This is a genomic window from Microbacterium sp. C448 (assembly GCF_000582705.2).
In the GTDB taxonomy this organism is placed as follows: Bacteria; Actinomycetota; Actinomycetes; order Actinomycetales; family Microbacteriaceae; genus Microbacterium; species Microbacterium lacus_A.
Window position 1 is genome coordinate 1 of sequence record NZ_HG779717.1, and the last position, 745, is coordinate 745.

Below are 745 nucleotides of genomic sequence, written 5' to 3' on the forward strand. Positions count from 1 at the left end.
CACCGCCGCGGGCGACCAATCGAAGCCAGTCCTCGGTTGCCTGGATGACCCTGTCAGCAGGTGCGAGCGCATTGACCAACCCGACCTCCCGCGCGCGTTCCGCCGTGAACGGCTCGCCGCTGGCGATGTTCTCGATCGCAGCACGGGCCCCAAGCCTCTTGATGAGGGCGACTTGAGCGACGATCGGCCATACTCCGACGCTGACTTCGTAAGAGCCGATCTTCGCGTCCGGGACGGAGACGACATAGTCAACGGCAGCAACGAATCCTGCGCCGCCCGCCAGAGCGTCTCCGTTCACGGCTGCGGCAACGGGCTTCGGCAAGGTCGGCAGCAGCTTGAGCACGCGGATCAAGCCCTGGTAAAAGGGAACGGGATCAGCGCCGGCCTTGATCGCCGGCACATCAAGGCCGCCGCAGAACGCATCGTCGCCGGCTCCGGTCAGTATGATGCCGGCCACCGCCGCGTCATTTGCCGCAGCGATTAGTTGGTCCTCGATGCTCTGGAGCACCTCGGGATTGAGAAGATTCCGCCCGGGGCCCGCGATTTCCACGGTCGCAATGCGAACATCGTCAGTCATTAGTCTCTCCTTCGATGAGATTCCTCCGGGCCACGCAACGCGCCCAGTAGCCCGTCCAGCCTCGCAGAAGGCGTTCGGTGCGTCAAGGAACACTGAACGCCTGGACAGTTCTACGACAGCAGGACGCTATTCTCGGAGTGAATCGCCCCGGGTGTCGTGGAGGGTCTG

1 protein-coding gene is annotated in these 745 nt (G+C 63.9%); it reads right to left on the reverse strand.

The annotated features are described in order from the left end of the window. Window positions 1–577, reverse strand: a 577-nt coding sequence (locus MIC448_RS11010; RefSeq protein ID WP_051513638.1) for an enoyl-CoA hydratase/isomerase family protein, incomplete at its 3' end; no start/stop codon positions are given. Between the last annotated feature and the right edge of the window lie 168 nt (window positions 578–745).